Source organism: Streptomyces sp. SID3212 (assembly GCF_009865405.1).
In the GTDB taxonomy this organism is placed as follows: Bacteria; Actinomycetota; Actinomycetes; order Streptomycetales; family Streptomycetaceae; genus Streptomyces.
Genome location: NZ_WWJY01001168.1, coordinates 1 through 25,258, shown reverse-complemented (window position 1 = coordinate 25,258; position 25,258 = coordinate 1). Strand labels below are relative to the sequence as shown.

Below are 25,258 nucleotides of genomic sequence, written 5' to 3'. Positions count from 1 at the left end.
CCAGGCGTGTGCATGGTGGCGCCAAAGACACGGATTCGACGGGCAGCGGAAGAACGGATCGCGCCATTTGGTCATCCGGTCGTGTATCTGGTGAGTGTCAACAGGAAGATCCGGGCGGAAGGCTCTCAAATCGCTCGAAAGCAAAAGCCTTGAACCCATCAAAACGAACCATATTCAATGCGTGTCCTAGATCACCATTGACAGCGCAACGCAACCAGAACTTAACTCTGCGAAGTTATGTGGTTTCTGTGATGTCGGGGTGGGGTTGTTGAGGTTGATGCGCGGGAAACGTGGAGTGGGCAGGGGTAGATACGGGACGCGCCTGCCACTGGTTGGAGCAACCGCCTGGGGGCTCGCCGTCGTTCTTGCCGCGGGGATTGTTCCGGCGGCGGCACGCCCGTCCGTAGCGCAATCGTCGGTTGTTCCCGCCGAAACAACCCAAGCCGATGACGGGAATCCCAGCCAGGAGACCACTGACGAAGCCCTCGCTGAGGCGAAACGACTGAACCGACCGGTGGAGATCGGCTCGCTGCGGCGAGAGAGCAGTGACGTGTACGCCACCCCCGACGGCGATCTGGAGTCGCGCGAATATCTGCGCCCGGTCCGGACCAGGAGCGAGGGTCGGTGGAGGCCGATCGACACCGAGTTGGTGACGTCATCGGATGGATCGGTTGTACCGAAGGCGACCACGGTTGCTCTGGAGTTCTCGGACGGCGGCAATGCCCCGCTTGTGCGCATGTCCAAGGCGGGCCGGGATGTTGCCCTGTCCTGGCCGGGAGACCTTCCGGCCCCAGAACTCTCCGGTTCCACGGCTACGTACCGTGAGGTCCTTCCCGGTGTTGACCTGCGCATGGGTGCGCAGGAAGACGGATTCACGCAGCTGCTCGTCGTGAAGACGGCCCAGGCGGCGTCCAGCGAGAAGCTGGCAGAGCTGCGCATGGACCTGGCAGCGGACGGCGTGGACGTACGTGAGACCACGGAGGGCGGTCTGGAAGCCGTTGATCGTGGTGCGGGAGGGACGGTCTTCGAGGCGCCCAGACCGATGATGTGGGATTCCAGTACGGGCTCGGACCCTGCCGCGAGTGCCAGAGCGCTGAGCAAGGGCGTCGCGGTCAGCGACTCCGAGGAGCCTGCGGCCGGCGAGTCCGGAAAGCTGGCTCCGGTTGAGGTGGAAGTGGCCACCGGGGGTGGGGAACTGGTCCTTACGCCGGACCCTCAGGTGCTCAAGGGAAAAGACACCTCGTATCCGGTATTCATTGATCCCCAGTGGTACACGTCGCGTGCTTCGGCATGGACGGTGGCCTCGAAGTACTGGGCATCGTCGCCGCAGTGGAAGTTCAATGGTGACTCTGATTCAGGCATGGGCTACTGCAACTGGACCTACTGCCAGCCGAACGATACCAAGCGCGTCTTCTACCGTATTCCGACCTCGACATACGCGGGTAAATCCGTGCTCAGTGCCGAGTTTGTGGTGCGGAACACGTGGTCTGCTTCGTGTTCGGCGCGCAGTGTGGAGTTGTGGCGTACGAAGGACATCTCGTCGTCAACAACTTGGAACTCTCAGAACGCGTCCGGCTTCTGGATCAAAAAACTGGCGTCGGAGTCGTTCGCATACGGATTCCAGGGTTGCTCGGCCAAGGACGCGGAGTTCGACGTGAAGGCCGCGGTGCAGGAAGCCGCGAACGCGAAGTCGTCGACAATGACCTTCGGACTGCAAGCCGCAAGCGAATCGGATGAATACGGCTGGAAGCGTTTTTCCGACAAGGCATTTCTGAGGGTCAAATATAATCGCCCGCCGCCTCAGATCAAGATGTCGCAGTTGACGATGGAGTACGGCGGGATGTGTAAAAGCCCGTCGAGCGCGGCGCGCGTGCGTACTCTGGGAAAGATCAACTTGAACTCCATCACGGATCCCGATGGTGACAATATCGCCGTACAAATTCAGGCCGTCTGGGATTCCGGTGACGGTAAAGGTTCCATTGTTCGGTGGAAGCCTGCGCTGACCCCTTACAAGAAGTCAGGTTCCAGCTTCTCCATCAGCCTGCCTTCCTCTATCACGCCGAACAAGCAGGTCTACTGGTACGCGAGGTCCTACGACAGTGGTCAATATTCGCCATGGTCAACGGTCGGTGAAGGTCCTACGGGCTGCTATTTCGTCTACGACACGAACGTTCCCAAGGCTCCGTCGATAACGTCCGGCGACTACCCTGCTTCCGATCCGGAGAACCCTGAGGACCCTTGGTTCGACGGAGTCGGCAAGTATGGTGAGTTCACTATCAAAGGCTCCGACGCCGATGTGAACAAGTACTGGTACGGCGTCAATGGTGACCCGTCGTCGAAGAACGTCATCACTACGACAGCCGGCGCGGCGAAGACGATTCAGATTCTTCCTTCGACGCCTGGCCTGCGTTTCATCACCGCACGAGCCTACGACGCTGCCGGAATCGCGAGTGAGGTACGTACGTACCAGTACCGGGTCAAGGCGGGGCAGCCGGAGCGGGCAGCATGGAAACTGGACGACTCTCCTGGCGCTGGTCAAGCGCAGGGCGAGGCGGGCAGCCGGGGTGCTGAACTGCACGGTGGCGCCACCCCTGGTGTCCAGGGCGTGACGGGCACAGCGGTGTCCTTCGACGGAGTCGACGACTACGCACAGACCGATATCCCCACGGTGGAGACGGACGGCGGGTTCTCGGTGTCGGCGTGGGTGAAACCGTCGAGGATACCGGATGCCGCGGCGATCATCGCGGCACAGCCTGGAAACCACAGTCCTGGTTTCGAGCTCTATTACTCCGCCACCTATGAGCGATGGGCATTCAACCAGTACACATCCGACACCGTGGACGCGCCCATTGTGCGAGCCATGTCGCCAACACCAGGGGGAGTGACGGCCGGAGCATGGACGCATCTGGTCGGAGTCTACAACTCGGGTACAGACCAATTGCAGCTCTACGTCGGAGGGCAATTGGTAGGCAGTACCACCTACGCGACGCCCTGGGACGCACGGCGAGGACTACAGATCGGTGCCGGCTCCTACAGCGGGCAGATCAAGTCGTTCTTCCCCGGTGCTATTGACGATGTCCGAATCTACGACAAGCCGCTCTCCGGTCAGGAAGTGACGATCCTTTACGAGAAGCAGCCGGTTGGACTGGGCCGACCGCCGCGCGCGGTCTTCCCGTTGGACGAGGCCGCAGGGGCCACCCGAATAACTGGCCAGGCAGAGGTCCGCCCCGCGGTTCTCAAGGGCGGTGCCGTCCTGGGCCAAGCCGGCATGGACGGAACGGCCCTCACCCTGGACGGCACGGACGACTACGCCACCACAGGTGCGCCGCACCTGAACAACCAGCGCAGCTTCACGGTATCCGCATGGGCCAAACTCCCCAAGACCAAGCCGGATCACGCCGCGATCATCGCGACCCAGGCCAGTGCGCACAAATCCGGATTCGAGCTGTACTACTCAAGTTCGTACGACCGCTGGGTATTCAATCAGTACGTCTCCGACACACCGGACTCCGCAGCGATCCGAGCCATTCAGGCCGAGGGAAAGACAGCCTTCGGAGGCGAATGGGTACACCTGGTCGGTGTGCACGACACCGTTGCCAAGCAACTGACCCTCTACGTCAACGGTGTCGAGGCCGGCAAGGCCGACGTTGCCCAGACCTGGTACGCGGGCGGCCCGGTGCAGATCGGCGCGGGTTCCTACGAGGGGAGCCCTGGCTCTTTCTTCCCCGGTCAGATCGACGACGTGAAGCTCTTCGACCGTGCCGTCTCCGCGGACGAGGTACAGCAAATGTTCAAGCAACGTCCGCTGGTCAAGGGACGGTGGAAGTTCGAGGACATGAGCAGCACCGTCCCCATCACTGTCCCTGACGATTCGATCGAGGCCAACGCGATGACGCTGCGGGGAGGCGCGAAACCCGGCTTCGGTTTCGTGGACATGGGGGCGGTGGAGTTGGACGGCGTCACCGGATACGGTGCCACCACTCGCATGCCGGTGGACACGGCCGGTAGTTTCACCGTGACGGCATGGGCCCAGGCCGCGTCGACTCCTAGTGGCCAACGTGCCTTGATCAGCGCGGACTCGACCCGGAACAGTGCTTTCGCGGTGCGCTACGAGCCTGATCCCGCCCATCCCGAGGGACTGGGCAAGTGGAGTCTGAGCCTGCCGGCCGATGACGCTGACGCGGCCGCTGTGACCGAAGCCAACAGTGGGACGTTCAACGACGTCCGTGACTGGAACCACCTGGCTGTGGTGTACGACGGCTTCGCCAAACAGGTGCGGCTGTACGTGAACGGCAACCTGGAGGAAGTCGCCTGTCCCGATGACGACGGCGACGGAACCGCGGACGACCCGGCCTGCACCGATCTGGTGCCGTGGGCGGAGAACGCGCTGACGTTCAAAGCGTCCGGTGTCCTGCAGGTCGGCCGGGCCAAGAAGGCCGGCACGTTCGGTGAGTACTTCCCCGGTCTGGTGGACGACGTCTGGGCATTCGCGGGTCCCCTGACGGACGCCCAGGTCGAGATGCTCGCCGGCAGCTGGTTCGACGTGCCGACCAAGGTACCCGGCAGCTGACTTCGCCCGGGGGCACTGAGCATGTGCCCCCGGGCGAGACAGCTCGCATCAGAGAGCTTTCCGCCGCGTTGCGCGGCGCAGACCTGAGCCGATCCCAGAGGGAAACGAGAAGCAGATGAGTGGCAGACCGGGCAGGTATCTCTCCTTGCTGCGCAGTCGCGTCGCATTGACGACGGCCGCAGTCATGGTGGGGACGTTGCTCCAGGTGGCGGCAACCCCGGTTGTCCAGGCGGACAACGGCCTGCGCGATGCGGCTCTGGCCGCTGCGGAGAAGCCCGTCAAGGGCAGCGCGAGCGGGACAAAGGTCAAGCCGCGCAAGGTGACCAAAAGCGCGAGAACCCCGCAGAAGGCGCCTGCGGCGGCGTGGCCCACGAGTGCGTCGGCCGTCCTCACGCTGCCCAAACGCACATCGAGTTCCTCGAAGGCAGTCAAAGCGCAAGGACTGCCGCTCACGTTGCGACAGGATGCCAAGACGCCCGCCGCCGAAAGTGCCACCGGTAAGGTCACAGCACAGCTGGTTGACCGCAAGGCAGCATCAAGAGCCGGTGTCGACGGCCCGCTGTTCACTCTTCAGCCTCAGGCCGGCGCGGCCTCCGGTGCTGTCGGTACCACCGTGGACTACTCCGGCTTCGGGGAGGCGTTCGGTGGTGGCTACGGATCCCGGTTCACTCTCGTCGAGCTGCCGCAGTGCGCTCTCACCACCCCCGATAAGAAGCAGTGCCGTACCGGTGAACCGGTCAAGACGGTCAATGACCGGGAGAAGCGCACTCTCACAGCCGACAGTGTCGAACTCCGAGCAGGAGCGAGCACCGTTCTCGCCGCTGTGGCTGCTGAGGCCGGTGGTGGCGGGGACTTCACCGCCACCTCGCTCTCTCCTTCGGCGACTTGGAAGACCAACCTCAACACCGGCGACTTCACCTGGTCGTACGACATGCCGGTACCCGGTGTACCCGGAGGGCTGAAGCCTTCTGTGGCCCTGTCCTACTCGTCGGGGTCGATCGACGGCCGCACGGGTAACACCAACAACCAGTCGTCGTGGGTCGGTGACGGATTCGACCTGTCGCCGGGCTTCATCGAGCGGCGCTACAAGCCCTGTGCGGAAGACGGAGTCACCAGCGAGGACGGCAACAAACCGGGAGATTCCTGCTGGGCCTACGACAACGCCTTCCTCACCTTCAACGGCAAGGGCGGAGAACTCGTTCCGGCCGGGAACAATCAGTGGAAGCTCAGGAAGGACGACGGGACCCGTGTCAAGCGTCTGACCAAGACCGACCGGGTCACCGGTAACGGCGACGACAACGACGAGCACTGGGAACTGACCGTACCCGGCGGCACGCGCTACTACTTCGGCTACAACCGACTGCCGGGCTGGACGGACGGCAAGGGAACCACCGGTTCGACCTGGACGGTTCCCGTCTTCGGCGACGACACGAACGAGCCCTGCCACGCCGCCACCTTCGCGGCTTCCTGGTGCCAGCAGGCGTGGCGCTGGAACCTGGACTACGCCGTCGACGTACGCGGCAACGCCGTGGCCTACTACTACAACCAGGAGAAGAACTCCTACGGCCGCAACCTCAAAGCCGCGGACGACACCCGCTACACCCGCGGCGGCTACCTGGACCGTATCGAGTACGGCCTCAAGTCGACATCGGTGTACAGCGCGAAGGCGTTGGCGAAGGTCACCTTCGGCAGCTCCGAGCGGTGCCTGCCCGATGCCGGGACCACCTGTTCGTCCATCACCAGCGACGCGTTCCACTGGTACGACACGCCGTGGGACCTCAACTGTGACGAGGGCAAGGACTGCGACGAAGGTCGGTTCGCTGCGTCTTTCTGGACGCGCAAGCGCCTGACATCCGTCACCACCGAGGTACTGAAGACCGACGGAAGCTACAACCCCGTCGACTCCTGGAAGCTCACACACCGCTGGGGCATGGCCGACACGGACTACCAGTTGCTGCTGGACTCCGTGCAGCGCACTGGGCACACCGCCGCCCCGGTTGTCACACTGCCGAAGACGACGTTCACGTACACGCAGCTCGAAAACCGCCTGGACAAAACTGGCGACGGCTATGCACCGTTCATCAAGTCACGCCTGTCCGATGTCTCGGACGAGTCCGGCGGACAGATAGACGTGACGTACTCAGCGCCCGCGTGCGACTGGAACGATCTGCCCACCCCGCAGACCAACACTACGCGGTGTTTCCCGCAGTTCATCGGTGGCAGTTCCAGCGAGGATCCTGATCAGCAGTGGTTCAACAAGTACGTGGTCAGTGCGGTCATTGCCACGGACCGCACCGGCGGGGCTCCTGATCAGGTCACCTCGTACGAGTACAAGGACGGGGCAGCCTGGCGCTTCGACGACGACGACGGCCTGACCAAGGAGAAGTTCAAAACCTGGTCCCAGTGGCGAGGGTACGGGCACGTTCGCGTCAAGACCGGTGGTCCCGGCGGCGGGGACGCCGTGAAGTCGCAGAACGACACATACTTCTTGCGCGGTATGGACGGGGACAAGAAGGCGGTCACTGGGGACGCTACGAAATCGGTGAGCGTCAGTCTCGGCGAGGGGGAAGGGGATCCCCTCACAGATGACGAGGCGTCGGCAGGTTTCGCCTACAAGACCGAGAGCTACTCCGGCCCCGACGGAAAGATCCTCGCGAAGAGCGTCAACCGTCCCTGGCACCACGAGACCGCGAAGAAGGTCCGTGACTGGGGCACGGTCACGGCCAACTTCACGGGAACTGCCGAAAGTAAGACCTGGGCTTCCACGGACAATGGCACCGGGGCCAAGTGGAGGATCACCGCCTCCAGCACCACGTTCGACACCGTCGCGGGTCGGCCCACGCAGGTGGACAACCTGGGCGACACCGCCTCCGCCCGCGACGACCGCTGCACCCGCACCACCTACGTGCCCAACACGGCGGACACGCTTTTCAACCTTGCCTCCCGGGTCGAAACCGTCGCCGTGAAGTGCGACGCCACTCCCGCCCGCGCGAAGGACGTCGTCTCTGACGAACGCACCGCCTATGACGGCCTCGCTTACGGCGCGACGCCGACCAAGGGTGATGCGACGGCATCGGCTGTCCTCAAGAAGCACGACGGCACCACGGCCACCTACCTGGAATCCGGGACCACCTTCGACTCCTACGGCCGCCCGCTGACCAGCACAGACCTCACTGCGAACGTCACCGCGACGGTTACCGGCGTCCCCGTGCGTACCCCGCGCACCGACGGCCGGACCTCCACAACGGCCTACGCGCCCACCACCGGATTCGCCACAACGGTGACGGCCACAACGCCGCCGGCGACCGCCGGGAACGCCGCGACTGCGCAGAAGACCGTCACCACTCTGGACCCGCTGCGCGGCCAGCCCGTGGACGTCACGGACACCAACACCAACAAGACGAAAATCACGTACGACGCGCTTGGCCGCAAGTACAAGATCTGGACCGCCGATCGGTCCACGACCAGCAACAGCCTCCCCAACTTCCAGTTCGACTACCAGGTGGAGGAGAACAAGCCGGTCGCGGTCGTCACACGCACGCTCAGCGCGGAGGGCGGCTCTCTGGTCCCCGCCTACACCATCTACGACGGATTTCTGCGTAAGCGCCAGACCCAGTCCCCGGGTCCGGACGGCGGGCTTCTGTTGACCGACCTCTTCTACGACGAACGCGGACAGGCAGCCAAGGAGTTCGCCACCTACTACACCCTGGACGCAAAACCGGGCGAGGTGTTCCAGCCGGCTGACGCCCTCAGCGTCGAGACGCAGACGCTCCACGCGTTCGACGGTCTGGGTCGGGAGACCGAGACCAAGCAGATCGCCGGTGATGCTGGCGGCGGCAAGGTTCTCGGCATCACCAAGACGATCTACGGAGGCGACCGGGTCACGGTCATCCCGCCCGAGGGTGGCACGGCTACCACCACCCTTGTCGACGGACGAGGCCAGACCACCGAACTCCGACAGCACCACGAGCGTGCCGCCGACTCCACTTATGACACAACGGCCTACGAGCACAACAACCAAGGCGCGCTGGCCAAGCTCACCGACCCGGCGGGCAACACCTGGAACTACACCTACGACCAGCTCGGCCGACAGACCAAGGCTGACGACCCAGACAAGGGCATCACCGACAGCGTCTACGACGACCGCGGCCAGCTCGTGTCGACGGATGACGCCCGACCCGGCAACAGCCTCTTCTACATCTACGACGACCTCGGCCGACAGACTGAACTGCACAAGAACTCGGCAACGGGGCCACTGAGCGCCAAATGGGTCTACGACACCGTCACCAACGGTAAGGGAGAACTGGCGGAAAGCACCCGCTATGACGGCTCCAACGCGTACACCTACAAGGTCACCCAGTACGACCGGCTCTACCAACCCGTACGCAGCTCCGTAACGATTCCGGCAGTGGAGATCGGCCTCGCCGGTACGTACCAGACCGGAGTTTCGTACAAGCCCTCCGGTCTGGTGGGCGCGGTGAGCTACTCAGCCGCAGGCGCCCTGCCCGGTGGGAGCTACAGCTTCACGTACGACACGAACACCTTGCGCCCCGTGGCCATGCTCGGGAACGGTTACAGCACGACCACCTCGTACAGCCTCACCGGCAAGCCGCTCGTTCATGAACTCGGCGACACGAGCGGCGGCACCAGGACGCTGATCACCAATGAGTACGAGGGGGGAACCCAACGGCTGGCGAACACGCGCGTCGACCGGGAGCCCATCCCCGGCGTCGACAAGTACCTCACGTACCGCTACGACCAGATCGGCAACATTCTTTCCGCCGCGGACGTTTCCCGGTCGGGCACGGACAACCAGTGCTACACCTACGACCATCTGCGCCGCCTGACCGAGGCCTGGACCGAACCCGACACCACCTGCGCCACCACACCGGTCGGCCAGACCGTCGGCGGACCGGCTCCGTACTGGAACAGCTACACCTACGACAAGACCGGCAACAGGCTCACCGAGACCCGTCACGACACCACCGGTGACAGCGGCAAGGATCTCAAGAGCACCTACGACTACCCCGACGCGGGCCAGGCTCGGCCCCATGCCCTGGACTCCGTGACGACCACGGGTGCCACTGTCACCTCGCAGGACAGCTACACGTACGACGAGACGGGCAACACCATCGCCCGCATCGTCTCCGGAGACACCCAGAGTCTCCTCTGGGATGCGGAAGGACGCCTCGCCAAGGTCACCGAAACAGGTGAGGGCGGTGACAAGGTCACCGACTACCTCTACGACGCCGACGGTAACCGTCTGATCGGCCGCACTCCCACCGAGACCACTCTCTATCTCGGACACACCGAAATCACCGTCGCCAGGGGCACCACCACCCCCAAGGCCACCCGCTACATCGACATAGGCGAAGGGAACCAGGCTGTCCAGGACAACAACGGCGCCGTCTCCTTCACCATCGCCGACCACCAGGGCACCGGCCAGCTCGCGGTCACCTCCAACAGCCAGACCCTCACACAGCGCCGCACCCAGCCCTTCGGCAGCCCTCGCGGCACGCAACCCGCCACCTGGCCAGGAAACAAGAGCTTCGTCGGCGGCACCGACGACACATCCACCGGCCTGACCCACCTCGGCGCCCGCGAATACGACTCCGGCACGGGCCGCTTCCTCTCCGTCGACCCGCTTCTGGACACGGCTAACCCCCAGCAGTTGAACGGCTACTCCTACGCGGAGAACAGCCCCATCACCCAGAGCGACCCCAGCGGCCTCATGGCCTGCGCCTCGCCGGCTGAATGTGGCGGCGGCCTCCAGTACGGAAACAGCCCGGCAGCCCAAAGCGGAAAACCCCTCAACGACCCCTCCTGGGGTTGCCCCGGTTGCGACGGCGACAGCTACGACGACGGCTGGTGGGAGAGCAGCGGCTGGAGCGCCGCACCCATCAGTCCCAGCATCAAAACCGGCACGGTCATGGTCTTTCCAGGCGTCAACGTACCAGCCGACTGGAAATACGCAGACAAATTCAAACAGCAACTCAACGCAACAATTAATGCGACCCAATATTACGCAGGCCAAACTTCAGCCTGGGTCACCAACCCAGAATTTGAAGACCAGCCGGAAAAGGCCATGGAGGATGTCCAGCGTGCCTCGTACATAATTTGCGGAAATATCGAGGGCGGGTGTCCGGAATCGGTCTCCTCCGCTAAAGCCTTCCTGAAGGCGGGCGTCTCCGCGCAGATAGCAGCAGGCGGCCGAGAAGGCAGCAGCGGAAAGTGGTTCGGTGGAAGAGGTCGGAACAGTTCCTCATGCGAAGCCAACAGCTTCATCCCCGGCACGAAAGTTCTCCTCGCAGACGGCACCACCAAGCCCATCGAGGAACTAAAGGTCGGCGACAGGGTACTGGCCACTGACCCCGAAACCGGCAAGATCGCAGCGAAAAGGGTGACAGCCGAGATCGAGGGTCAGGGCCTCAAGAATCTCGTCAAGATCACCCTCCGTATCAGCAATAAGAACGGCTCGAGCACTACAACCGTCACCGCAACCGAGGGTCACCCGTTCTGGGTCCCCGAACTCCAAGAGTGGATCGACGCCACCGACCTCCGCGCGGGACAGCACCTCCAGAGCAGTACCGGATCAGGCGTACAGGTCACAGCCCTCCAGCGCTGGACCCGACCCGCAACGGTCTACAACCTCACTGTCGCCGATCTCCACACGTACTATGTGCTGGCGGGGGCCACGCCGGTCCTCGTTCACAACTGCGGTGGATCTCTCTATGAAGCTGGTGGGAAGCACGGTACTTCGGCCCGCGGAAGTTCCAGGGGAACAAATAGCGCTGAGCCGCTGAATGGCCAGGCTGCCTTGGATAACTCAGTCCCGGTAAAGGGGACCTCTCCTCGGAGAGTCGGGGTCGACGTCGAAAACGGAGAGATTGTTGTCCTGGATCGTACGGTCCAGCGGCCGTGCAAGTGTGGTGGCGGCGGAACGAATGATATTTATCACGGGCACGTCCGCGAATGGGGCGATCTCCATATCGACATGCAGAATTCCCTGAGGCGAGCGGGTCTCGTCGACAGGAGAGGGAGGGTCACAGGGTGAGGTCACAAGATTCTGCACGGGCTGATCGAGAGTGGCGCGCTGAAATGCTGGCCGTAGTTGCTAACGGTTCAGTGGATCAAGCGACGGAGGCACTCTTGTCGTTGACGTTCAATGACCCGGACGGCGCTTGGGTCGAGAGCGTTCTCTTGGATTGCCTTGATGGGGACTTCGACGATCAAGTGAAACTCCTTGCAGTCACCTGTTTCGGGCATCTAGCCCGGATTCATGGGGAAATCTGTAATCCTCGCACAGTGATGCAGGTGAAACGTATGACGGAAGTGCCAGGGTTTGAAGGGCGGGCGCAGGATGCGCTTGATGACTTCGAGACATTTCTTTAGGGCATCCTTCCGGAGCTGGCGGCCGTAGAGCCCGAGCGGTGTTCGCAGGAGTGAAACAGGAGCCCGCCAGGCAGGGCCTGGCGGGCTCCTGTCTGCAGTGTCGGCACTCGTTGGCGGCAAGGTCAGTGGACGGTGGCTCCGCATTGCGCCAGGTCGTTACCGTCGTCGTGGGCCGATTCATCGTTGACAGGACCGTCAACGGCCGTACTGATGGTGCGTGCGGGAGGCGAAGTCGGACATGCGCTGAGATGGTGGCGGTGACGCCGATGTGGGTACGGCCGAGTAGTTCCTTGGGCACGACGAGTTCGACACCTTGCTCGAGGGGCAGGGTGGGCAATGAGATGCCGGACATCGTGGAAGCGAATGTGACGTGCCTGGCCTTGCGGAGGGGCGTGGTGAAGGCGCGGGTGGGGTTGGTCGGTCGATGGTCCCTGCCGTGTGGTGTAGTGAACACGTGCCCGTTGTGCAGCCACTCGGTGCCTACCATGTGACGGTCACGCTGCTGCTGTTCGTGGTGGTGCTTCAGCGACTTGATGCAGCGGGTTGGGAGGGTGGTGTGGCGTTCGAAGGACCGGGTCTTGGTGGACAACGTGGTCAGTTCCTCCCGTGCTACTGAACTTGATTGAGTGATGTCGGGTCCCACCGCAGGGTGGCAGGGGCCAGCTCGCGCCTTCCCGGTGTGGCCGGAGCACGAAGATGATGGTTGCGTGATCCGAGACTTCCCGCCGTTGCCGTTGCCCCAGTACGCCGTAGTCCGTATCGGCTGCTCATCAGAGCTGCCTGCCGAGATCGCCGCCGATCTGCGGGAAGTCGGCGTCCCAGCAGGGCTGATCGGTTATGAGTACCAACCGCTGACTGAGGCGACGCTCCTGGACGGGATCGGTAAGAGCGGGTTGGTCGTCTTTGGGTCCAGCGGCCTGTTCGGTCGGCTCGGCGTCGCGTCGTGCAGATCCCCAAGATCGGGTCCGCGACCGCCTGGCATGTGAACAGGGACCTCAGGGCCTTCCACTGGTGCGTCGCGGGCATCATCGCTCGCTTCCCCTTCTACGAGGCAGACGAGGAGGACAGGTTCCAGGAGGTGGCGGACGAGCTTCGACGGCTCCTCGCTGCTCTTGATGCCACCGCACTCGCAGACAACGGGTTGTGGGAGACCTTGTGCGATGACGTGGCGATGGGCAACTACGCGAACTGGGAGGAGGAATGAGTCACGGTCAGTCCTCCGGGATCAGACCGGTGGTTGCGAGGCAGCCGCCGACGAGTTCTGGACGGTACTGAATCCTCTTGAGCCAACGTTTCACGGCCCGGGCGATCTGAGTGAGGTCCGCGGCGGCGAGGTTGCCGATCGCGCGTTTGACCAGTGGCCAGATGACTCCTGTGGGTTGAGGTCCGGGGCGTAGGTGGGCAGGTGGAACACGGTGAGCCACTCGGCGTTCGCCTCGATGAACACACGCATGCCAGCCGTCAGGTGCAGGCGGAGGTTGTCCCAGACCAGGACGATCAAGCCGCCAAGCTGAATGCGGGCGCGGACGATCAGGTCGCGGAAGTCGCACCAGCCGAAGCCCTTCGATTCGCCCTTGCGGCCGCGATACTCGCGGATCGTGTAGATCAGCCGGAACCGCTCATCCGGCTTATAGCACGTCATGCCCGACATCGACACCCGCCCGGAGCCGCGGCCCCTCACCCTCACGACCGGGGTCTGGCCGATCCGGCCCCAGATTCTGGCGCGCGGCGGAGTCATCGACTGCCCGGCCTCGTTTTCGAAGACGATCCAGGCCCCGCGCTCCGCCGCGATGCTCTTACCCGCGGCCAGGTCTCCTTCTTCCATACCTCGACCGCGTCGTCATCGCGCTCGATCGCCCGCCGAGTGGGCTGCTGCCAGCTCCAGCCGTGCCGCTTCAGCAGCCGCCAGGTGTCCTCGACCGTGTAGGAGACGTGGAACAGCCGGCCGACAAGCGTCTTGATCCGTGCCAGCGTCCACCGCTGGTCCGTCCAGCCGTGAGCCAGCGGACCACGCTCCAACTCCCGTTCCAGCCCGGCGACTGGACTTCGTTGAGCCTAGGTCTTCCCGGCGACCCCTCGACAAAACCCCGGCCTCACCACCCTCGCGCCAGGCCCGACGCCACCGCTCAACCGACCGCACACTGATCCGCAGGGCAGCGGCAACCTCCGCGTTCCTCTGCCCGCTCTCGAAACACTCCACGCCTGGAGCCGCAACCGTTCGCGCGTAGTTCTTTCGGCGTCGGTCAGTCCGCCGCCCTGCGCGTACCTCACACCCCAGGGCCACCGGTGCCGACACCCAACTGTTAGGCGAACGGCACCGACATCACCCAATCAAGTTCAGTAGCGCGTGCAAGGTGATATTGGCCTTCTTAGGTGCGCGAGTTGAGCGTTGGGCGGCGTCGTGGGAATCGCCCCGAGATCGTAGCGAGGCCAAGGGGCGGGGTGGATTGTCCGGTACGGGCTTCTCCGTACGGTCTGGTGCCTGAGGGACGTACAACGTTCATCGAGCTTTGGCAAAAAGGTCTTCCAGGGCGGGGTCTACGCGCGCAGAGTGGTTCCTCGCACCGCCTCTCGTCCCATCACTCCACCCCCACACGGAGGTTGACGGATGCTTGGATCCGTGAAGTCCCGCCGCCTGCTCATCGCCGCCACGGCGTCCCTCGGTCTGGTCACCGCGGGCGCCGGCTACTCCGCGCAGGCGGCTGCCCCGGCCGCCCGCGCCGCCGCCCCGGCTCCCGCCGCCGCTGCCGCCACGCACCGTGTCCTGTTCGACAACTCGAAGGCCGAGCAGGCCGGCAACGCCGACTGGGTCATCGGCTCCAGCCAGCCCGACCCGCTCGGCCAGGACTCCACCCCCACGAAGGAGACCGACTGGACCGGTGGTCTGTCCGCGTGGGGTGTCGCGCTCCAGAGAACCGGTGACTACTCGCTCAAGACACTGCCGGCCGGCAACACCATCACCTACGGCGGCTCCGGCGCCCTCGACCTCAAGAACTTCGACACCTTCGTCCTGCCCGAGCCCAACATCCGGCTCAGCACGGCCGAGAAGACCGCCGTCATGAAGTTCGTACAGGCGGGTGGCGGGCTCTTCCTGATCTCCGACCACGACGTCAGTGACCGCAACAACGACGGTTACGACTCGCCAATGATCATCAACGACCTGATGACCAGCAACGGCGTCGACAACACCAACCCGTTCGGCTTCTCGGTCGACAAGCTCAACATCGCCTCCGGCAACCCGAAGGCCATCAGCGACAGTTCGAACCCGGTGCTGAACGGCTCCTTCGGCAAGGTGACCGGCAGCCTGATCGCCAACGGCACCACCTTCACCCTCAAGCCGGCCGACAACCCGGCCGTCAAGGGCCTGCTCTGGCGCTCGGGCTCCAGCACCACCGGCACCACCGGAGCCTTCTTCGTCACCAGCACCTTCGGCAGCGGCCGGGTGGCGATCTGGGGTGACAGTTCGCCGATCGACGACGGTACGGGCGCCTCGGGCGACACCCTCTACGACGGCTGGAACGACTCGTCGGCCACCAACGCCGCGCTCGCCCTGAACGCGACGGCGTGGCTGTCCGGTACGGGCAGCACGGGTGGCGGCGGTGGCGGTGGCGGCGGCACCTGCACCACGTCGGGCCAGCTGCTCGCCAACCCCGACTTCGAGTCCGGCACTTCGGGGTGGAGCGCCACGTCCGGCGTGATCACCTCCAGCACCGCGAAGGCGTCCCACTCCGGTTCGTACAAGGCGTGGCTCGGTGGCGCGGGTACGGCGGGTACGGAGACGCTCTCCCAGTCGGTGACGATCCCGGCCAACTGCTCCGCCTCGCTGAGCTTCTGGCTGCACATCGACACCGCCGAGACCGGCACCACAGCGTACGACACGCTCAAGGTGCAGGTACTGAACTCCTCGGGCACCGTCCTCGGCACCCCCGCGACGTACTCGAACGTCAACGCGGCGACCGGCTACACCCAGCGCACCCTTGACCTCAGCGCCTACGCCGGCCAGTCGGTGACGCTGAAGTTCACCAGCACCGAAGGCTCCAAGCTCCAGACGTCGTTCGTCGTGGACGACACCGCGCTCAACGTCAGCTGAACGAAGTTTTGTTTGCGCCTCTCGGCCGCCGAATGCCCCGGGTTTCCCTGGGTGTTTGGCGGCCGGTGCGTGGGGCTGTTCATTCTCCATTCTTTGTTGATTGTCCATTTGGTTCCCTTGGGGAGTCGCCATTGAGGGCAACCAATTACTCGCGCCGGAAGTCATGTTTGTGGTGTGCAAGAGCAAGTGACCACAACTGCCTTACGGAGAACGCGATATGCCCTCGAATCTCATCAGTCGCCGATACCTGCGTGCCGCCTCGGCGCTGACTCTGGTCCTCGGCGCGGGACTTGCCGTTCCGGCCGCCCTGGCCCCCGCCGCCGTTGCCGCGGCGCCCTCCGCCACCGCCGAGGTCAACTCGTACGGCTGGCAGCTCACCTACACGGCCGCCGCCGGACAGACGAACAAGCCCACCGTCAAGGAGTCGCTGGTCAAGGGCAGTACGGAGGTCACCTATGTGATCGACGACGTCGTCCCGATCAGCGCGGGGGGTGGCTGCGTCCATCCCGTCGGCACGGACCGCACCAAGGTCGTCTGCACGGTCAGTGGTGTGGACAGCCAGGACCCGTACGCCGCCTTGGAGATGCGCCTCGGCGACGGCAACGACATCGTCAGCATCAACAACACCACCGGTCAGATCTTCCTCTTCAACAGCATCGACCTGGGCCCCGGCAACGACAAGCTGACCGGCAACAGTGGCATCGACGGCAATCACGTCTCCGGTCAGGCCGGCAACGACACCATCACGGTCGGCAAGTACGGGACCATCCTGGGCGGCGACGGCGCCGACACGCTCTCCGCCAGTGGCGGCGACAACATCGTCCAGGGCGGGAAAGGGAACGACGTGATCCGCGGTGCCGCGGGCGCCCAGTCCCTGTCCGGCGACGACGGCAATGATTCGTTGTACGGGGGGAACGGCAACGACTCGCTGTACGGCGGCAAGGGCAACGACGTCCTGTACGGGAACAGCGGTGCTGACGTGTTGTACGGGAACACCGGCGACGACAAGTTGTACGGCGGGGCAGGAAAGGACACGCTCTCCGGTGGCGCCGGGAAGAACGTCGTCCGGCAGGACTGACAGTCCGCCCATCCCGGGGCCCGTCCGGCGCGCCCGCGCCGCCTCACATCCGGGATCTCAGTACGTCGACCTCGCACCCCGGCGCGAACGGGTCGAAGCCGTGCCCGGCCAGCCAGCGAATCACCAGCAGGCTGCGCACCGACCACCACGCGCGGATGACGTCGAGGTCGACGTCGGCGCCGTAGCCGGCGATGAGGTCGCCGAGGCGTTCCTCGTGTCCGAGTGTGAGGGTGGCGAGGTCGTACAGGGGGTCGCCCTGGCCCGCCTCGGACCAGTCGATGATGCCCGTGACCTCGTCGTCCTCGGTGAAGACGTGGGTGATCTGTAGGTCGCCGTGGGTGAAGGCCGGAGTCCATGGCCGGAACGCGGCCTCCGCGACCTGCCGGTTGCGGGTGACGAGGTCGGCGGGCAGGACACCGTCCGTGACGAGCCGCGCGCACTCGCGGTCCAGTTCCGCCGCGAGTGCGTCCGGGTCCCGGCCCGCCCCGCCCTGCCTGGGCGGCAACGGCGCGTCGTGCAGTGTCCGTACGGCGGCACCCGCCGCGGCCCACGCCGCCCGGGACGCGGTCGACGGCTCGCCGAGGAGGCCGAGCGCCGTCCCCGGGACGGCGGCGATCGCGAGCACGGGCGGCTTGCGCCAGAGCACTTCCGGCGTCGGGACGGGGACCAGGCCCATGGCCTCGACCTCGACGTCGATACGCGCCTGATCGGCGTCCACTTTCAGGAACACGTCGCCGACGCGCAGTGTCGCCCGCTCGGAATGGGCGACGACAACTTTGACCTCATCCATGGGCGACGAGTATTCCGGGGGCGCTCGCTCATGTCGCCGGGTTTTTCGCGTGAAACGCCGTCCTTGGGGCTGAGACGGCGTCTCGCGAAACGACAGCCTCTAGAGTTCGGTGCCGTGGGGGATGAGGTGGTCGTACTGGCCCGCCTTGACCGCGAGTATGTGCGCCAGCATTTCCGCGTCCGTGAAGCGGAGTGCGCCGTCGCGGTCGCGGTCCTTGGAGTCACCGAGGGCGACGCCGCCGTCGATCGCCATGACGAGCACGCAATTCTCGCTCGAACCGCTGCTGAACGCGGACTTCTCCCACTCGCCGCGGAGGGGCTGCTCGTACAGGTCTGACTTCGATTCGGCTGTCACGACAGTTCTTTCTTGATCTCTTCGATGAGCTGAACGGTGAGTGCGGGGCTCAGGGCGAAGGCCGCGAGGTCGGCGTACCTCCGTCGCGAATGCCGGACTGTCGCCGCTTCATCGGTGACGGAGTCGCCCCGTTGCATCTCGGACGAGACCACACTGCGGTGTTCGACGCCGGGGAAGTCGAGGATGGTGAACGGTGTACTGGAGACGCTGGCCGCGCCCGCCTCGAACGGGATCACGCGCAGGTTGACGTGCTGTCGTCTGGCCGACGTCAGCAAGTGGTCCAGCTGGGCTCGCATGGCGTCCCGTCCGCCTACCACCGCCCTCAGGGCCGACTCCAGGCACAACGCGTCCAGGGTGGGAGGGTGTTCACGGGTGAGCACGCCCTGACGCTTCTGCCGTACGTCGATGAAGATCTCACGGTGCTCCGTGGCCTCGTGTTGCTGCCCGAACTCGACCAGGGCGGCCACGTACTCCCTGGTCTGGAGGAGGCCCGGGACATACGTGCCGCTGTGGCAGAAGATCTTCTCGGCCGCGTCCTCAAGGTAGAGGTAGCGGTACGAGTCCGCCGTGAACACGGCCTGGATCTCGGGGCGTTCGTACCACGCGCGGCCGAACGACCGGCCCTGGTCGATCGCGGCCCTCAGGGCGGCGCGTTCGTCGACGCTCGCCCCGTACGCCTCCAGCATCTCTTCGAGCTGGTCGGGGTTCGGGAACGCCTTGCCCCGTTCGATCTTGCTGATGTTGTGCCGTGAGCACTCCAGACGCACCGCGATGTCGTCCTGCCGGAGGCGCGCGTGCTCGCGCAGTCGCGCAAGCTCCCCGCCGACCTTCCGCATGGCGAAGATCGCGTTGGTGTTGACGCTGACGGGCACCGGTTCCCTCCGGGTGGCATGACGTCCGATGGCAGCAGCGTAGCGCGCAGGCCCGCGCGTATGACTCTTCCGAGCGACTTCCCGCGTACAACTTGCGCGCGACGAGTCGCGCGACTCATGCTGGGTGGCGCGCACCGGTGCCACGCGCCCGGGATGCGTATCCCTGTGTCATGCGTGCCCGACGGCCGTCATGACCTCTACTGCCGGAGGTACGAGTGGTGGACCAGCGTCGATACGTACTCGCGGTCGAGCGGTACCCCTGTACCGCCCTCGCGGTCGGGGAGGCGCGGGCCCTCGCGGGGCGCGTCTACGCGCCGTACCCGTGGGTGGACCGCGACACCGTCAAGCTGCTGGTGAGCGAGACGGCCACCAACGCCGTGCTGCACGCGGGCGGCGGCGGATTCGACCTCATCTGCCACTCCCCGGTGCAGGGTTCGGTCCAGATCGAGGTGCACGACCGGAGCCAGGCCGAGCCCAAGAGGCGCCCGCACACCGCGTTGGACAGCCACGGTCGCGGGCTGGAGTTACTCGACCTCCTCGCCCCGGGGTGGGCCGTCGTCACGACGATGACGGGGAAGGGGTTGGTCTTCACGCTCACGGCGGATCCGCCCGAGTCGGCCTACCGGCGGCTGCTGGAGCGGGTGTTGCTGGGGTTGGGCGGGAGCGTTCCGCTGGACGAGGGGTGAACGCCCGCGCGCCTCACGAGGACTTGTTGCGGTCCTCCAAGTAGCGGGTGTGGGTTTCCTGGCGGCGGGACTCCGCCTCGCGCAGCGCCGTCGCCAGGGTGCGGGACTCGTCGTACAGCACCGTCAGTTGGCGTTCCAGGTGGCGTTCCGGGGGGTCCGTGGTGGGTTGGAGGCGGGTCCACCAGCGGGTGCGTACGTACGTGTCCACCGACTCCGGGATGTCCTGGCGGATCGCCCGGGACAGCGTGTGCACCGCCTCCGGGTCCTGGGTCAGGGCGTCCGCGACCCAGCCGGGTTCCAGGAGGGCGGCCAGGACTTCGGTCAGTTCCGTCAGGCGGCCGGCCGCCGCCGGGGGGAGGTCCACCTCTGTGAGGTAGGTCGTCAGGGTGGTGAAGTCGGCTCGCAGGGTTGTCAGTTGTTCGGCTGCGTCGTCGAAGGACGGCGTCGGTGGGCGTTCCGGTGGCGCTATCAGGGCGCCCGCGCCGTACAGGCCCGCCACCACCAACGGCCAGTACGTGCCCGCCACTCCGGTGAACGTGGCCACCAGGCCGACCAGCGCGGACGCGCTGCCGGTGAGGTTCTTGCGCGATTCGAGGAACGCGAGCGCTCTACTGGTAGCCACGGATCTCCTCGAATGCTCCGTCCAGGGAACCCCGCGTCGCGTCGAAGAGCCGGCCGCCGGTGAGGTCCGCGACGTGGCCCAGCTCCCCCCGGTCCGAGTCGCCGAAGACGATGGGGAAGACCGGTGTCGTACGTTGCCCGGCCGGGAGCCGGGCGTAGAAGGCGTCGAAGTCCCCGGCGCTCGTGCCCGTGGTGTTCTCGCCGTCCGTCATCAGCACGATCGAGGTGAAGGTGTCCGAACTGCCCTGCCCCAGGCGGGAGTACGCCTGCTCCAGGCTGCTGTAGATCGCCGTCTCGCCGGACGCCGTCAGGGACGCGGCGTCCGCGCGGATCGCGTCCAGCGCCGCCGACGGGTCGCCCGGGGCGACGGTGTGGGTCGTGACCTGCTTCACCTCCGCGCCGAACGGCATGAAGGTCACCTCCTCCCGGTCACGGAAGCGGTCACCGGTCGGTGAGTCGCCCGTACCCGTCAGGGTGGTCAGCGCGGCCTTCAGCCGGTCGAGCCGCCCGCCCTCCATCGAGCCGGAGGTGTCGAGGACGTACACCGTGCGCGAGGGGCGGCGCAGCTTGTTCTCGTACGCGTTCAGCAGCCCGTCCGCGACCGATCGTGTGCCGGGGAAGGGGAGTTCGCGCCGCTTCTCGGTGGCCAGACCTGCGGCGGGCTTCACCGAGGGGACGACCGGGCGGCGGAACGTCTCGTCCGTCAGGGCCCGTTGGGCCTCCGGGCTCCGCAGGTACGTGGTGAGGGCCTGGCCTGCCTCCTTGGCCTCGCGGGGCGCCGACGTCAGCAGGGTGAACGGATAGTCGGCGGTCACGACCCCGTCCCTGGGGCGGAGCACGGTGAGCCCGGTGTGGTTGTCGCGGTTCATGGACAGCAGGACGGACTCGTAGTTGACGAGCGCGTCCACGGTGTCGTGGCGCGTGTACGCGGTGGCCAGCCACCCCGACGAACCGGACGTGAGCTTCTGGCCCGCGAAGAACTCCGCCAACTTCGGCGTCGCCGCGCGCACATCGGCGTCGGTGAGTGCCGCCTGCGCGCCGGACAGCCCGGAGGCCACCGAAATGAGGCCGGAGAAGCCGGAGTTGGAACGCACGGGATCGGTCATGCCGTACGTGAGCTTGCCGGCCGCGACCGCCTCGTACACCTGGGACCAGGTGACCCGGTCCGGCCGCCAGCCGAGCCGCTTCACCGTCGCCGCCTTGACGCCCAGGGCGACCGGCGAGGACATGATCGGGGTCTCGTTGGTGAGGCGCCGGGAGACCCCCGGGCTCAGCCGCAGGTAGTCGTTGGACGACAGCCACACCGCGTCGTACTTCCCGTCGGCGCCGCCGGAGGCGATGAGGTCCGCCGCGTCCAGGGTGCCGGTCCAGGTGGGCCGTACCTTCACGCCCGTCTGCTTCTCCGCCAGGTCCAACACGCCCTGCATGTCGGACAGTTCGCTGGACGCGAGCACGCGGAGCGTGCCCTTCCGGTACGTGGTGTCCGCGGCGCTTCCGTTCGTGGCACCCGGCTGGTTCGTGGTGCTCGGGCGGGCCGGGGTGGTGTCGGAGGAGCACGCGGTGAGCGTCGCCAGGAGCGCGGCGATCGTGGCCGTGGCGCGGAGGAGCCGCCGTCTCAATACCCTTTGTCCCACCGAGAGTCGTCTCATCGCGAACCGCCTTCCAGGACGCCCGCCGAACGGGTCCGCTCCAGGTGCGCGCTCGCGTTCTGCAACTCCGTCGTCAGCGACTCGACCGTCGCCGCCATCGACTCCGTCGCCTGGATCTTGTACGTGTCGATCGCGTCGAGCGTCGTGTAGATCTGGTGGAAGGCCGCGCGCAGCGTCTCCGCGCCCACCGCGGGCTCCGCCGCGAGGCGCTGGATCTCGCCGCTCTGGGTGGCGAGCATCTCCGCGTTGCCCCGGATCAGGTCCTCCGTCGTCGTCCGCAGGACGGTCACCTGCTCGGTCACCTTGCGCTGGTTCTCCAGCGCCGAGGCCAGCATCACCGCGATCCGCAGGGCGGAGACGGTGGTGGTGGCGGCCCGGTCGACGCCCTTGATCAGTTCCTCGTTGTTGCGCCGCACCAGGTCCATCGCCAGGTATCCCTGGGCGCAGACGGCGAGTTGGGTGAGCAGGTCCTGGTGCTTCTGCCGGACCGGGAAGAGGACGTCGGCGCGCAGCGCGTCCGCCTGGGCGGGGTCCACCAACTCGGCCTCGGCGATGCGCTCGCTCACCGCCGCGTCGAGGGCGCCGGTGAGGACCGCGTACTCCTGGAGCTTGCCCATGGTGTCCCACAGGCGGGTGCGCTCGGTGTGCAACGCGGCGTTGTCGCGGCGCAGTTCGTCCTGGCCGCCCCGGAGCGAGCCGACGATCTTGTTGAGGGTGGACTGCGAGGAGGCGTACTTGGCCGCGTGGTCCCGCAGTTTGTTGCCGCCGGGCAGCTTGGAGAGGAAGCGCCTCGCGCCCTTGCTGGGTGTGTCGCGCGGGTCCAAGTCCTCGACGGTGCGGCGCAGTTCGACCAGGGACGACGAGACGCGCGACTGCGCGTCCTCGCCGCCCGACGCGAGGGTCCGTACCGTACGGTCCAGCATCCGGTTGGACTGCTGGGCGGCGCCCCGGATCTCACCCGACCCGAGGTTCGCGATCTCCCCGACACGCGCGGTGAATTCGGGCGAGCGGGCGTCGAGCCCGGACAGCGACCCGACGTACTCGGCGGCGCGCCGCGCCATCTCGTCGTGTACGGAGTCGTCCACCGGTACGAGCCCAGCGGCCTGCTCGGTGCGCACCGGGGCGACCGGCTCGGGCGGGGTGAGGATCAGTTCGTTGCTCATGGTGTGTCTCCCCCTGGGACGTGAAGCTAGGACCGGGCGCGCAGGGCCATGTCGTGCAGCACCTCGGTGGTGGGCACGGGTGCCTGGCGGACCCCGGAAAGTGTCTGGTTCAGATAGGCGGCGCTGCCTGCGGTCGCCGCGGTGAAGCCGGCCGCGTCGCCCTGCGGGCGGAAGCCGTGCCGTACCGCGAGCGTGCGCAACGCCTGGTCGGTGGAGAGCAGTTCGCCCAGCGCCCGGCCGTTCTCGGTGAGCGGGACGAGGGTGTGGTCGCTGCTGACGGTGGTGTCCGGGTAGAGGACCACCAGATCGCCGGGGTCCTGCTTCTGGAGCAGCAGCGAGGCGACCTGGGACTCGTACACCAGCACCAGCGGATTGCCGACGCCGCTGATGAAGTCCCTGAACGGCGCGTCGGAGCTGGTCTGTTGGGCGCCCTGCACCGAGATCAGCTTCTTGAGCAGCGGGGCCGTCCGGGTGACGGCGTCCTTGTCGGTGGCCACGCGTCCGCCGTCCGCGACGTAGGACGCGGCCGCGAGGTAGAGCGCGCCGGAGCTTGAACTCTCCGGGTCAGTGCTGGTGATGAAGACCGTGCCGCTCAACTCGGCGTGCGACCCTGCCCCCTTGAGCTGCTGCCAGGTCCGCCCGTCACCGGCCGCCGCGAGGTACGGCTTCATCCGCAGGGTGCCGCGGGAGGTGCCTTTGTTCAGGGTGACGAGGCCGTTGTCGGCGAGGACACGGGCGGCCGAGCGGTGGGCGACGACCACGAGCGGCGAGTAGAAGGGACGCAGGGGTCCGCCCTGCACCGCGTACTTCTTCACCAGCCCGTCGGCCGGGGCCTTCGACGAGGGGAAGGCGAAGTCGTACCCGTCCAGGGGCAGTTCCTCCATGGCCCAGGAGCCGGAGGTCTCCGTCTTCACGGTGAAGCCCCGGGCAGCCAGCGCTTTCACCACCTTGGGATCGGCGAAGAACTCCGCCTTCTCCGACCCGATCACTCCACGCACGGTCTTCGTTGCCGTGCTGGTGCCTTGGCTCTCTCGGCCTGCCACGACGGCTGCTGCCACGCCGCCGATCAGCAGCACCGCCAGGACGATTCCCAGGATGCGTTTCACATGACGAGCCTGCTCGCGGAAACCCACGTTCCGGGCGGAGTTGGATGTACGGGGGGTGAAGTACCCATCCCGGTAAGGAACCGGAACGCGCCCTTCGGGGGCGATGTCGCCTGTTTCCGTGTCCGCCTCACTGTGGTGCTACGGATGTGGTGCTACGACGGATCGGCGGCATGCTCCCGCAGGAAGGCTCCGGCATGGGCGGCGGCCTCCTCTTTCGTCGCGTACCAGGTGTGGTCCTCGGGGGCGCCGCGTGTCCCGTCCGCGCCTTCGGCCGTCCAGGCCCAGCCGCCGGACCGCGAGTCGCGCACCAGTTCGGCGGTACCGCCGAAGAGTGCGAGCACCGAGCCCGCCTGTGCCGCCGTGGCCGTGGGGCGGGGGACCGCGTCGGGCCACTTTTTGCGCGCGCCCTGCCGGGTGATGCCCCAGACCGCACCCATCTGCTCGTAACTCGCGCCGTAGGAGCCGGCCGTTCCCGCCGCGATCTCCGTCAGTCGCTTGACCTCCGTATCCACCACCTTCCAGGCGGCGAGGACGGACAGGGTCACCTCGACCGGGTCCGCCTCCCACATGCGCGCTTCGGGAACGCCCGACTCGCGTGAGCGAATGGCCGCCGCGAGTGGGTTGAGGGCATCGGTAAGGGCTCTCGCCAGTTCGGCGCGCTCTTCAAAGGTGATCCCTGTCGAAGGCATACGACAACTATAGTTACCGCCGCCGAACTCGACAACTTTAGTTAACGAAGCTGCCGACAGGCAGAAGTGTGTGGCACCCGGTCCGCGCGCCTCCGCGGCCCGTGGACCGGGGCCGTCAGTGGGCGCCGACCAGCCGGCGGGGGGTGCCCGGGGCGGGCGGTGTCTCGGCGAGGGCGGCGGTGTGCGCGTCCATCCGCT

Annotated in this window: 17 protein-coding genes; 6 read left to right on the top strand and 11 right to left on the bottom strand. The window is 66.1% G+C overall.

What is annotated here, in order from left to right; genetic code table 11:
- The first annotated feature begins 295 nt into the window (after nt 1-295).
- From GT042_RS34710 to GT042_RS40240, 3 genes are all read left to right on the top strand, one after another.
- Nucleotides 296-4,570: a LamG-like jellyroll fold domain-containing protein gene (locus GT042_RS34710; protein ID WP_345944031.1), complete on the top strand. Its 4,275-nt coding sequence runs from the start codon at nt 296-298 to the stop codon at nt 4,568-4,570.
- Between the two features lie 115 nt (nt 4,571-4,685).
- Nucleotides 4,686-11,624, top strand: coding sequence for a polymorphic toxin-type HINT domain-containing protein (locus tag GT042_RS34705; RefSeq protein WP_161312657.1), 6,939 nt, complete (start codon nt 4,686-4,688; stop codon nt 11,622-11,624).
- Nucleotides 11,625-12,905: 1,281 nt separating this feature from the next.
- On the top strand, nt 12,906-13,166 hold the full coding sequence (locus GT042_RS40240) for an SUKH-4 family immunity protein (RefSeq protein WP_345944030.1): 261 nt from the start codon (nt 12,906-12,908) through the stop codon (nt 13,164-13,166).
- Between the two features lie 90 nt (nt 13,167-13,256).
- Here GT042_RS40240 and GT042_RS34695 read toward each other — a convergent pair whose 3' ends face one another.
- From GT042_RS34695 to GT042_RS39635, 3 genes are read right to left on the bottom strand one after another with little or no spacing between them, the layout of a single operon-like run.
- The gene (locus GT042_RS34695) at nt 13,257-13,787 is read right to left on the bottom strand and encodes a transposase (protein WP_345944029.1); all 531 of its coding nucleotides are present in this window, start codon (nt 13,785-13,787) and stop codon (nt 13,257-13,259) included.
- On the bottom strand, nt 13,697-13,903 hold the full coding sequence (locus tag GT042_RS39640) for a winged helix-turn-helix domain-containing protein (protein ID WP_237531496.1): 207 nt from the start codon (nt 13,901-13,903) through the stop codon (nt 13,697-13,699). The genes GT042_RS34695 and GT042_RS39640 overlap by 91 nt, the downstream gene beginning before the upstream one ends.
- The gene (locus tag GT042_RS39635; protein WP_345944033.1) at nt 13,803-14,102 is read right to left on the bottom strand and encodes a hypothetical protein; all 300 of its coding nucleotides are present in this window, start codon (nt 14,100-14,102) and stop codon (nt 13,803-13,805) included. Before GT042_RS39635 ends, GT042_RS39640 begins: the two co-directional genes overlap by 101 nt.
- 468 nt (nt 14,103-14,570) lie before the next feature.
- On the opposite strand from GT042_RS39635, the gene GT042_RS34685 reads away from it, so the two are divergent.
- A complete protein-coding gene (locus tag GT042_RS34685; RefSeq protein WP_161312656.1) occupies nt 14,571-16,052 on the top strand; it encodes a hydrolase in 1,482 nt (493 codons plus the stop codon).
- A 217-nt stretch (nt 16,053-16,269) separates the two neighbouring features.
- Nucleotides 16,270-17,130 carry a calcium-binding protein gene (locus GT042_RS34680; protein ID WP_161312655.1) on the top strand — a complete coding sequence of 287 codons (861 nt, stop codon included), beginning with the start codon at nt 16,270-16,272 and terminating at the stop codon, nt 17,128-17,130.
- Between the two features lie 43 nt (nt 17,131-17,173).
- Here the strand turns inward: GT042_RS34680 and GT042_RS34675 are convergent, their stop codons facing one another.
- The 3 genes from GT042_RS34675 to GT042_RS34665 form a co-directional block, all read right to left on the bottom strand.
- Complete coding sequence (locus GT042_RS34675) at nt 17,174-17,920, bottom strand: phosphotransferase (protein WP_161312654.1); 747 nt, start codon at nt 17,918-17,920, stop codon at nt 17,174-17,176.
- Nucleotides 17,921-18,019: 99 nt separating this feature from the next.
- Nucleotides 18,020-18,274 (bottom strand): DUF397 domain-containing protein, encoded by a 255-nt coding sequence (locus GT042_RS34670; protein WP_161312653.1) that lies wholly within the window; start codon nt 18,272-18,274, stop codon nt 18,020-18,022.
- A complete protein-coding gene (locus tag GT042_RS34665) occupies nt 18,271-19,146 on the bottom strand; it encodes a helix-turn-helix transcriptional regulator (protein WP_161312652.1) in 876 nt (291 codons plus the stop codon). Before GT042_RS34665 ends, GT042_RS34670 begins: the two co-directional genes overlap by 4 nt.
- Nucleotides 19,147-19,364: 218 nt before the next feature.
- Here GT042_RS34665 and GT042_RS34660 point away from each other — a divergent pair, with 218 nt between their 5' ends.
- The gene (locus GT042_RS34660; RefSeq protein ID WP_202534582.1) at nt 19,365-19,832 is read left to right on the top strand and encodes an ATP-binding protein; all 468 of its coding nucleotides are present in this window, start codon (nt 19,365-19,367) and stop codon (nt 19,830-19,832) included.
- Nucleotides 19,833-19,845: 13 nt separating this feature from the next.
- On the opposite strand, the gene GT042_RS34655 is transcribed toward GT042_RS34660, so the two are convergent.
- The 5 genes from GT042_RS34655 to GT042_RS34635 all read right to left on the bottom strand — a co-directional run bounded on the left by GT042_RS34655 (nt 19,846) and on the right by GT042_RS34635 (nt 25,060).
- The gene (locus tag GT042_RS34655; RefSeq protein WP_161312651.1) at nt 19,846-20,454 is read right to left on the bottom strand and encodes a hypothetical protein; all 609 of its coding nucleotides are present in this window, start codon (nt 20,452-20,454) and stop codon (nt 19,846-19,848) included.
- Nucleotides 20,441-22,072 carry a substrate-binding and VWA domain-containing protein gene (locus GT042_RS34650; RefSeq protein ID WP_237531490.1) on the bottom strand — a complete coding sequence of 544 codons (1,632 nt, stop codon included), beginning with the start codon at nt 22,070-22,072 and terminating at the stop codon, nt 20,441-20,443. The genes GT042_RS34655 and GT042_RS34650 overlap by 14 nt, the downstream gene beginning before the upstream one ends.
- A gap of 26 nt (nt 22,073-22,098) precedes the next feature.
- The gene (locus tag GT042_RS34645) at nt 22,099-23,265 is read right to left on the bottom strand and encodes a toxic anion resistance protein (RefSeq protein WP_161312649.1); all 1,167 of its coding nucleotides are present in this window, start codon (nt 23,263-23,265) and stop codon (nt 22,099-22,101) included.
- Nucleotides 23,266-23,291: 26 nt separating this feature from the next.
- Nucleotides 23,292-24,398 (bottom strand): hypothetical protein, encoded by a 1,107-nt coding sequence (locus GT042_RS34640; RefSeq protein ID WP_345944028.1) that lies wholly within the window; start codon nt 24,396-24,398, stop codon nt 23,292-23,294.
- A 125-nt stretch (nt 24,399-24,523) separates the two neighbouring features.
- Entirely contained in the window at nt 24,524-25,060 is a 537-nt protein-coding gene (locus GT042_RS34635; protein WP_237531488.1) for a hypothetical protein, read from the bottom strand.
- Between the last annotated feature and the right edge of the window lie 198 nt (nt 25,061-25,258).

What these genes read in the sequence shown, in the direction of transcription:
- GT042_RS34705 (WP_161312657.1), top strand. Translation starts at nt 4,686, where the DNA reads ATGAGTGGCAGACCGGGCAGGTATCTCTCCTTGCTGCGCAGTCGCGTC.
- GT042_RS34695 (WP_345944029.1), bottom strand. Translation starts at nt 13,787, where the DNA reads ATGGAAGAAGGAGACCTGGCCGCGGGTAAGAGCATCGCGGCGGAGCGC.
- GT042_RS34685 (WP_161312656.1), top strand. Translation starts at nt 14,571, where the DNA reads ATGCTTGGATCCGTGAAGTCCCGCCGCCTGCTCATCGCCGCCACGGCG.
- GT042_RS34680 (WP_161312655.1), top strand. Translation starts at nt 16,270, where the DNA reads ATGCCCTCGAATCTCATCAGTCGCCGATACCTGCGTGCCGCCTCGGCG.
- GT042_RS34675 (WP_161312654.1), bottom strand. Translation starts at nt 17,920, where the DNA reads ATGGATGAGGTCAAAGTTGTCGTCGCCCATTCCGAGCGGGCGACACTG.
- GT042_RS34645 (WP_161312649.1), bottom strand. Translation starts at nt 23,265, where the DNA reads ATGAGCAACGAACTGATCCTCACCCCGCCCGAGCCGGTCGCCCCGGTG.
- GT042_RS34635 (WP_237531488.1), bottom strand. Translation starts at nt 25,060, where the DNA reads ATGCCTTCGACAGGGATCACCTTTGAAGAGCGCGCCGAACTGGCGAGA.